Consider the following 9,624-nt stretch of genomic DNA (forward strand, 5'->3'; position numbering starts at 1 on the left):
GAGGGTTTCTTACCAATGAATAAGATTTAAACCCTGAAAATATTAAAATACCAATAGCAAATCCTAAAATAAAAGCCTGTAATTAAACAATTGCGGGCTTTTGTTTTGATATTAGTCTCCGAAAATCCCTTCCAATTAAACCGCAACTGCCCTATTTATATGCGGATAAACCGTATCAGGCAAAAAAAATAATTTTTTTTTTTCCATTAAAACGGCCCTTGCAATAGCGAAGTACCGTTGCGAACAAAGCGTATCAAATGCGTTGTATATTGCTTTTAATCAATAGTTTACAATAAATTTGTTTTATCAAACCAATTATCCGGGACTCCCCAAAAAAGCAGTAAGACCGTATGCTAAGCAAAAAAAGCCGGGCCCAACAGCCCGTAAACGGCTTGTTTTTATGGCTTTATACCGGGTGTAACAATTGTAAACTAAAAACCAATTTATGAACAACAAACCAAAAACAACCTTTGCAACCCTGTTGGGCCTAATGCTCTTTACAGCCTTATTTTTCACTTATTGCACCAAAAAGCAAGTTGCACCGGCGGCGGGCAATAATCCTGCCTCACCTGCATTAAAAACCCAGGCCACCGGCTTTATCCATCCCGGTATCCTCAACACGCAACAAACCCTTGATTATGTGGGCCAGCAAGCCAATTCAAACGATGCCAACCGTTTGGCAGCCTACCAGTTTGTACTCAATTATTGCAATAACCACAGCCCCAGCGGTGCCTACAAAGCTACAGTACAAGTAGCCGGCGGCGTTACCACGCCCGACGAAATTGCTTTTAAAGGCGATGCCTTGCTGAGCTATGCCCTGGCGCTGCGCTGGGCTAAAACCGGCATCGCATCATACGCAACCACAGTAAAACAAATTCTTGATGGCTGGGCCAATAGCTTTCAAAATTTCAGCGTAACGGGCTCACAGCCCAACCAGGCTTCGCTTGAGGCTTCATGGGCTGCACCTACCTTTGCCGCGGCTGCCGAAATTATCAAATACTACATACCGGCCAGCGGCGTTGGCGGCGGTTGGACAACAGCTGAAAACACCCAGTTTGTAAACTTTCTGAACAACATGAAAGATAATTACATCAACAACGTTCCCAATTTTAACAACAACTGGAACGTATCTGCCGGGTACGCAAAAATGGCTATCGGTATATTTGAAGACAGTCAAACTGTATATCAAAACGGTATCACCGCTGTAAAAACAGTACTGCCTAACGTAATTGCATCAGATGGTTCAATGAATGGCGAGATCTGCGGTTCGCACAATGACTATGTGCACTATCAGTACACCCTTACCGGTTTGAGCTATGCAGCCAACATTGCTGGTATTCAGGGCGATCTGTCTATTTACTCGGCCAGCAGCAGTCGCCTGTTAACCGGGTTTAACTACCAGTACAAGTTGATGCATGGCACCGTATCTCCGCCTTGCTCGCCTAATGGGAATGTTAATAACCCAATATGGCCGGGCATTGAAGTGGCTAACCGTCATTACGGTACTACCGAAACCAGCTACATTGCCAGCAATTATGTGTGCGACAGCAATGGTTTGCCTAATGGCGATATCGGCTTCCTCTGCTGGACCAACTACACCCATAACAACGTGCCAACAACTTTTTAAAAGCCCTATACTTAAAACAAGCCGCCCCGGTAAAGAATGGAATTAACCATAACCGGAGCGGTTTTTTGCTTTCTGCAGATAGAAAGCGTCGAAAGCGAAACCAAAAAACTGACATAATAGCCAGATATTGAGTCTAAAGCCGCCAAAAGGACGCAAAACAGTTATAAGTAATGATCTTTTAAAAGAGGGAATGCAATTTGAGGCCCGCCTTTTGAAAGGATTATTATGGATAGCTATTCAGCTACAATTATCAATGCTGTCGACAAGGTAAAGACAGCAGTTGTAAAAATCGAAATCTTCAGCAATGTGAATGGAAAAGAGCAGGCTGTCGGATCGGGATCAGGCTTTTTATTTTCTTCGGATGGGTATCTTTTTACCAACAGCCATGTGATACACAACGCTAAAAAGATTACGGTAAAAATGCATGACGGTACTGTATATGCCGCGGAGCTTATTGGTGATGATCAGGATACGGATTTAGCCATTCTTAAAATCAACGGAGCAGAGTTTGTGCCGGTTAAATTTGGAAATGCCGATCAGCTTCAGATCGGTCAGTTGGTTATTGCCATCGGAAACCCCTTAGGATTTCAGCACACGGTAACAGCCGGCGTAGTTAGTGCATTGGGGCGAACATTAGAAGGCCAGGGCGGGCGGATGATGGACAGCATGATCCAAACAGATGCTGCGCTAAACCCCGGTAATTCAGGCGGGCCATTAGTCGACGGGAACGGCGAAGTTATTGGCGTAAACACGGCCGTGATCAGAGGTGCGCAAGGCATCTGTTTTGCCATCAGTATCAACACTGCCAAAGATATCGCCAACCAGTTGATCCGGTTTGGCAAAGTAAAAAGGGCATACCTTGGAGTTGTAATGCAGCAGATAGACCTTGTTCCGAAGCTTCGTGCAATTCATGAGGTGTCCAACAAACAGGCATTATTTGTCTCGGAAGTTGCTAAAGACAGTCCTGCCGCCAAAGCCGGGATCCTTAGCGGGGACATTATTTACTCGTTCAATAGCCAACCAGTCGAAACATCCGACAACCTGTTTAAAATGCTTACTGAAGATAAAATAGGTCAATTCCAATATATCGGCATCCTCAGGAACAACTATAAAACAGAGTTCAGGATAACACCGGTGCAGAAGAACTGAAAAAGAAAAAAGAGGCTGTTTTATAGATTATACAGCACCCAAAAGTTAAACAGTATTTGGCGCTGTGTATAAATGGACAGCCTCTTTTTATTCGTTTAAGCCTTAGATTATATGGCCATCAATCGATATTACTTTTTAACTTTTTCTATCTGAAACTTTATTTGCAGGCCCATAACAAATTCAACAGCAGGCTCAATAACCGAGGGGTTAATTATTTTATCAAAGCCTGAATAATTGATCTTATCGTAATAATATGTTGCATTGTTTTTCAGGTCTTTTTTTATAAACCGGTCATATTCTGAATATACTTTACTGCCATTTTGAGCGGTATAACTTTTGTAAAGCTGAGGTGGATAGTAACTATAAAAATCCTCGCCATAAATTTGTGAGGCAAATAATAACCTGGTGTTGGTAGCGGCAATATATAAACCCTTTTTTTCATTTATTATATCTGTTGCCAGCTTAAATAATTGATTTTGAACTTTATTCACGTCATTTACAATATAATCCACCTTTACCAGGTCATATATTTGGAATTCCGATGCGGTTATTAATAAATTATCAAGGTCTTTAATCTCCTTGATCCTGATAATAACATTTTTTGCTATTTCAAAGCCCTTTAGATACTGATCGGCAGTGTTACCCTTAATATGATAATCGAAAAGTTTGTTCTGTGTGGTCATATCCACATAGATATCTTTTTGTGCGATATTTAGTTTTGACAAAGCATTTGTAAAACCATCTATCCGTTTATTAATCCTTTTATTGCTTTCCTGTATGGTTGCGGCCGAATCCGTTACTCCAAAAGTTACTACATAACTATCTGCAGTTACATTCATCAATACATTAGCTTCAATAATAAAAGTTGAATCGGTGAGATAGGTTTTCTGGATAGAGGGTCGCATCCTTGTGGGCAAATTATCCCCGAAAACCATGTTACCGCTATGTTGCGCCATAAGGACGGTAGTACAGATGAGGAGCAAAATGCTTAATAAAAACTTTTTCATGTGATTTGATTTAGATTTCCGGATTAGCGCAGGTGCACTAATTGCGCATCTTGGACAAAATGCTTTAGCAATAGTTTAAATGCGCAATAATCATTTTGTTATTTCAGCTATAACATCCGAGGGATCGTAGATTTCCCTTCGAGTGACTATTCGGGTTTTATGAGCTACCAGCTTTTTACCTGCATATTTCTTATATGTAATTTTATACGTGTGCCTTTTCTCATTTAAAAAAATGCTATTAACTTGTTTTTCATAAAGCTGGATACCATGGTCAATAAATTTGATCTCCTGATACTCAAACTGGCCATCACCCGCTCCTTTTGTGTAGCATTGAACCGTTCTGCCTTTTTCGTCAAGCTCAACATTTATTCCCATTACAGATTGCCAACGTATAAATTTTTTTAAACGGCGATTGAAGAGGTAAATTTCTTCCACATTGCCTAATGAGCCGCTGCAAGGTTTACATTCTTCCCTTATATCTTTATATCCATCAAAATTCACATCGTCGAAATCTGCCTGGATGTATTTTACGTTGTTGATCTCAGACAATTTTACAGTCGGATTTCTATCATCTTCTAATATTAGCGAAAAATTTAGTACTATCAGGTGGCGCTTTATATCAACCAATTTTTTATCAAGAAGAACTACCATTTCTTTTGGATTGGTGGAATCAATATCTTCTTTAACAGTATATTGATACTGAAGACGCAGGCCATTAAGATCAAAAGGCTGGCTCTGTACTTTAAATGTTTTTCCCTGAGATTGAGCAACAGATATTGACAATCCGGCATTCAAAGCGTTATTATACGGCTGAGTATGAGAGCTTAAAATGATACAAGCAGTTGCGATGAGGTTCATATCTTCTAAAAATACTAATAAATAGTATTAAAGATAACACTATGCTGGTAAGGAAAATAGGTTCATTTTAGGCTAAAACATGGTTGAAATAAATACGGCAAACACAAGTTTTGTTTATCATTTAAAATTGTATTTACTTACTTTTCCCTCTTTCCAGGTGTAAAGCTCATAATAGTGCTCTCTGAAACTAAAAACTTCCTCAATAAGGTGATTCGTTGAATTTTTAATTAAGGGCGTAACCTTTGGGTGCAAGCTGGCGGGAAGTTCAGAAAGAGATATCTTGCGTTCAAACTCAAAGCCCTCATCGTATTCAAATTCTAATGTAAAACTATCTTTCTTCCACTGAACGCTTGTATTAAGACCACGGGAAACCGGCGACAGACTAATTTTCAAATTGTCATTTGATATGATTTTACCCACTCCCCCGGCAAACAAAAACACCCCCGAAAACACCATTGCAGCATATCCTATCTTTTGAAATACCTTTTCACTTAAAAAGGGCAACAAATATTTAATACCAAATGAGGATACAATGCCTGCAAAAGCTATTATCCCTCCGTATAAAAGTACCTGTGAGGTAAATAATCCGAATGATACATACAACCCGAGCTTAATTATATGAAGTATAATTTCGTTGGCAGCCCTGGTTGCTACAATTTCTTCTTTTGAAAGGCCGTAAGTAAGATAAAATCTGTTAAAAATCAAGCCAACGGCACCTGTTAAACCAGAAACAAATCCAGTCAGCAGGCCAATTATGACTACGCTAAGCCTGCTTTTTTGGTCTGGTTTTCTTTTTTGGGGAGATTTAAAAATGTACAGGATATTATATAACAGGAACAGGCCCAAAATCAACTCTAAAAATACCGGGTTAAAATAACTAAGCAAACGGGCACCCAGCCATACTGTTGGTATGGCCGGCGGTATAAACCATTTTACGAGGTCCCACCTGATATTTTTCCAAAGCACAATAATTCTTGAAAGAGAACTCGACGCGGTTCCAACAGATAGGGCCGCGGGTATCTGGGCCCCAGGAAGTACAATTCCCAATATCGGGATCAATATAAAACTGGCCCCACCACCACATACCGCGCTCAGTATAAATGCAGCCAAAGCGCAGACCAATAAAAGCAACACGGTAAAAAGCATTATAATTTGTATATCAGCTAAATTATATAAAAGAGGGATACAGACAGAAAGAGATTAGTAATTTATAAACAAGCGTATTTTTCTTCAATTATTTATAATTATAAAGCTTGATCCGCTGTATCCCATATTCACCCAGCGGGATCCTTAAATGTCTTCCCTGATGGTCTTCATCACCATTTAAACGGCGTCCGGGCTGCCATTTTCCGTTAACAAATACGCCTTCGTCTACCTGTAAGATACCTGCGCGCACCCTATCTTTGACTGGTTTAAAGCTAATCACCAAACCTGTTCCCCCAACATAAAACTCATCGTTGGCCAAGGCAATAATAATCCCACCGGTTAACGGCCAGCTTGCGTCCTTTGCTTTTGACGACCAGCCCAATGTTAAATCGTGCGAAATCGTCAGGATATAATCACCCATTTGCAAACGCACCGTATCTGCATCCTTACTTAACAATACGCCTTCCATAGTTCTCTTACGTTTTGCCTTGCTGATCTCGCCTGATAGCTGTTGAATAATGTTATACGATTGACTAAGTGGCTCACCTGCTGTTTTATTATCTGTCTCGATAGAGAAAGGTGAAAAGCCGAGTGCTTTATAATGGCCAATGGCATAAAAAGCCTTAGCATCTACCCCATCCTCAAAACGGTGCTCGGGGATAAACAATGCATTATCCGGCCGGGTGTAGCGGTCATTCCAGTACTTAAAGTTAGGGTTATAAAAATCCGGCGACAGCAGATCAATATCCGGCGCTCCTGCTTTCCAGATGTCAATTAAATGCGGTAAGGGGCCTGCAGAGGGGTATTGCCCCGGCTTTTTAGCCGGGGCATTAAGGGCAGCATTCACATACATCGGGAGCGGGTAAATAGCCTTGCCTGCTTTAGCCACAGCATTGGCGTATTCGGCAAAATGCCAGGCCATAAACAACTCATCGGTAGCCAGGCTTTTACCAAAAACTGCGTCCCAACTGCCCGAAGTTCTATTACCACCATCCTGCCATATTTTTTGCATCTCGGGCACAAGCCCGGCTTTATGGGAATTTAAATAAGAAATCAGCCTTGCAGGAACCGGTTGATTGAAAGCTTCGTCAGCCAGCGTTGAATGATCACGTGCATCAGGCAACATACCTATCTCGTTTTCAACCTGTACCATTATCACAGTGTGAAGCTTGGTATCTGTTTCCTTGATATGCTGCATTAACGAACCGAATGCTTTCATATCGGCCAATAAAGCATCTTGGGAGAACGGCGTAATGATCTCTTCAGGCCCGCCCGCACTGTTTGCCACACGCGGAAAACGCGTTTGATCGATTTTAACCCAGCCCGGCGCATAACAACTCATGCTGTTTTTCCAGGTGCCAAACCAAAGCAGTACCAGTTTCATGTGATATTGCCGGGCGCTTTTTATCAGGTCATCAACCAGCGTAAAATTAAACTTGCCTTCCTGTGGTTCCAATAACTCCCAGTAAACCGGGGCTATTACCGTGTTGAGGTGCATTGTTTGCAGCTTAGGCCAAATCGGGTTCATGTATCCCGTGCTTGAAGCACTTGAGTTTCCCAGTTCGCCGCCTGTTATTAAATACGGAGCCCCATCCACCAACAGCTCGGCATTGCTATCATAATATTTTATTTGTGGTATACCCTGCGCCGGATTCTGCGCTTTAATTTTAAGGGAGACCAAACAACACAAAACGAATACTAATGCTGGTACCTTCATAGCAATCTCCTATTTAATGCCTTTTCACAATCATAAAACCTACAAAAACGGATCGATCAGCTTGATAGAACCATCGGCATTATGCTGTAATTCGGTTACTTTCACGTTGCGCAGATGTGTTTTGCCCGACAATTGGGTGTCATGATAAAATATATACCATTTGCCTTTTATCTCAATAATAGAGTGGTGAGTTGTCCAACCCTGTACCGGTTTCATAAACACACCTTTATAAGTGAACGGCCCCAGCGGACTATCGCCTATCGCATAGCAAAGCAAATGCGTATCGCCGGTTGAATAGGTGAAGTAATATTTGCCATTGTATTTGTGCATCCATGAGCCCTCAAAAAAGCGGCGGTCATGATCTTTGGTCAACAGTGGTTTGCCCAGGCTGTCTACAATAACAGCGTCTTTTACCGCGCCATCAAAAGTTTTCATGTCCGGTTTTAACAAAGCTACCCTACAGCTTATGGCCGGGGCATCTTCCTGTTTCGAGTCGGTTTTTGAACCGTCAGCTTCATATTTTCCTGTGATCCAGCGCTGAAGTTGTCCGCCCCAGATGCCGCCGAAATACATATAGGTTTTACCATCGGTATCGGTAAATACGGCAGGGTCAATACTATAACTTCCTGCAATTGGCTCAGGCTCGGCTTTGAACGGGCCAACCGGGCTGGCAGAAGTTGCTACGCCGATATGGAACACATCTTTTTTATCCTTCACCGGGAAGTACAGGTAATACGTACCGTCTTTAAATGCTGCATCAGGGGCCCAAAGCTGCCTGCCCGCCCATGGAATGTCCTTAATATCAAGCGCTACGCCATTATCCGTAACCTTACCGCCAATGCTATCCATCGACAGGATGTGGTAATCCTTCATGGCAAAATGGTCGCCGTTATCGTTCTCGGGGATCCCGGCGTTGATATCGTGTGAGGGATAGATATAAATTTTACCGTTGAATACATGGGCTGAAGGATCGGCAGTATAAATAGAACTGATCAACGGCTCAGAAAGATACTTTACTTTCTTCCCGGTATCTGCTTTTGTACTATCAGCCGCATCCGCTGTTTTTTTTGTTGATGAGCTACACGCACTTAAAATGCATAAAGGTGCAAAAAGCGTGAGGACTAATTTTGTTGGAGTAAATTGCTTGGTCATTGGCGTTTGGTTTATGGTGATGATTAATTGGTCATGTAGTTATTGCCCCCGATACCCGGCACATAATAAAATTTCATGTTTTTATAATAGTCAAGCGGATGCTGTGACTTTGGATAGGCAGCCCCGATGGACATTTTTGAAAACGTTTGAAAATATAAAACACAGGCATCCCGCCAGGTTGTGGCCTCGTTTAACTGAACCTGCATCAGTTGCTGCACTTCGGAGAAACGCTCCGCATCAATCTTGCCTTGCATTTTACCCCAGGTTAAGCCCATTTGTTTAACAGAATCAGCCCCCATATAATAATGATGAACCAGCTCATCCCACAATGACCTGCCCGAGCGCATTTTGTAGGTCCAGCTTAAATGATGGAACCATAGCAGGTATTCATCGGGGCAGCTTTGTAGGTTTCCCCAGCATGCTTTAACCTCGGGTTCATATTGTGATAACGCGTTACTGCCCGTACTCGTACGATCAAAGCCCATCCCCGCCGAATCTGCCTTATGATAATAAGTAGCATTCCAATCCGGGCGACCGGCATTATCAACCCATGGGCCGGGGCCGTAATGGGTAGATACGCCCATAATATGATGCAGCCCGAGCGGGGTCATATAATTAACCGTATTTTCTCTTGATTGCAGCATAAACTTTTTTACCGGCGATACAAATCCTGCATCATTGGTAAAGGTCATTTTGAGCCAGTCGGCAGCAATTAGCGCCGGGGATTGATCCGGGTTCCAGGCCATGCGGCCGAAGGCATACCAGTTGGCCTGCGCAAAAGGATGCCCGCACCAGTTTAAATCGGTGCCGATATTGGCCACGCCCGCCATACCGGTTATCAGTTTTTTGTTGAAATCACCTTTTATCACCCGTGCCACGGTTGAACCTTTGCCTTGTGTATAGGTGTCCGATTGCAGGCATTCGGCAAACAGCGGCGCTTCATAAACCAGGTGGGTTGAAAAACCGAG

At 42.4% G+C, this 9,624-nt stretch carries 7 protein-coding genes and 1 pseudogene; 2 read left to right on the top strand and 6 right to left on the bottom strand.

All coding sequences use genetic code 11. From position 1 onward, the window contains the following. Positions 1-445 precede the first annotated feature (445 nt). Both VF500_RS21095 and VF500_RS21100 read left to right on the top strand, forming a co-directional pair. A complete protein-coding gene (locus tag VF500_RS21095; protein WP_330861573.1) occupies positions 446-1,627 on the top strand; it encodes an alginate lyase family protein in 1,182 nt (393 codons plus the stop codon). Between the two features lie 225 nt (positions 1,628-1,852). Next, positions 1,853-2,776, top strand: coding sequence for a S1C family serine protease (locus VF500_RS21100; RefSeq protein ID WP_330861574.1), 924 nt, complete (start codon positions 1,853-1,855; stop codon positions 2,774-2,776). 128 nt (positions 2,777-2,904) lie between these two features. Here the strand turns inward: VF500_RS21100 and VF500_RS21105 are convergent, their stop codons facing one another. The 6 genes and pseudogenes from VF500_RS21105 to VF500_RS21130 form a co-directional block, all read right to left on the bottom strand. Further along, complete coding sequence (locus tag VF500_RS21105) at positions 2,905-3,783, bottom strand: SIMPL domain-containing protein (protein WP_330861575.1); 879 nt, start codon at positions 3,781-3,783, stop codon at positions 2,905-2,907. A gap of 90 nt (positions 3,784-3,873) precedes the next feature. Beyond that, positions 3,874-4,641: an XAC2610-related protein gene (locus VF500_RS21110; protein ID WP_330861576.1), complete on the bottom strand. Its 768-nt coding sequence runs from the start codon at positions 4,639-4,641 to the stop codon at positions 3,874-3,876. A 117-nt stretch (positions 4,642-4,758) separates the two neighbouring features. Next, on the bottom strand, positions 4,759-5,787 hold the full coding sequence (locus VF500_RS21115) for a sulfite exporter TauE/SafE family protein (RefSeq protein WP_330861577.1): 1,029 nt from the start codon (positions 5,785-5,787) through the stop codon (positions 4,759-4,761). Between the two features lie 88 nt (positions 5,788-5,875). Then, the gene (locus tag VF500_RS21120; RefSeq protein WP_330861578.1) at positions 5,876-7,504 is read right to left on the bottom strand and encodes a DUF5597 domain-containing protein; all 1,629 of its coding nucleotides are present in this window, start codon (positions 7,502-7,504) and stop codon (positions 5,876-5,878) included. A 39-nt stretch (positions 7,505-7,543) separates the two neighbouring features. After that, entirely contained in the window at positions 7,544-8,656 is a 1,113-nt protein-coding gene (locus VF500_RS21125; RefSeq protein WP_330861579.1) for a glycoside hydrolase family 43 protein, read from the bottom strand. A gap of 23 nt (positions 8,657-8,679) precedes the next feature. Next, positions 8,680-9,624 (bottom strand): annotated as a pseudogene (locus VF500_RS21130) (alpha-glucuronidase); the annotation flags it as partial.

It is taken from the genome of Mucilaginibacter sp. (genome assembly GCF_036383575.1).
Taxonomy (GTDB): domain Bacteria; phylum Bacteroidota; class Bacteroidia; order Sphingobacteriales; family Sphingobacteriaceae; genus Mucilaginibacter.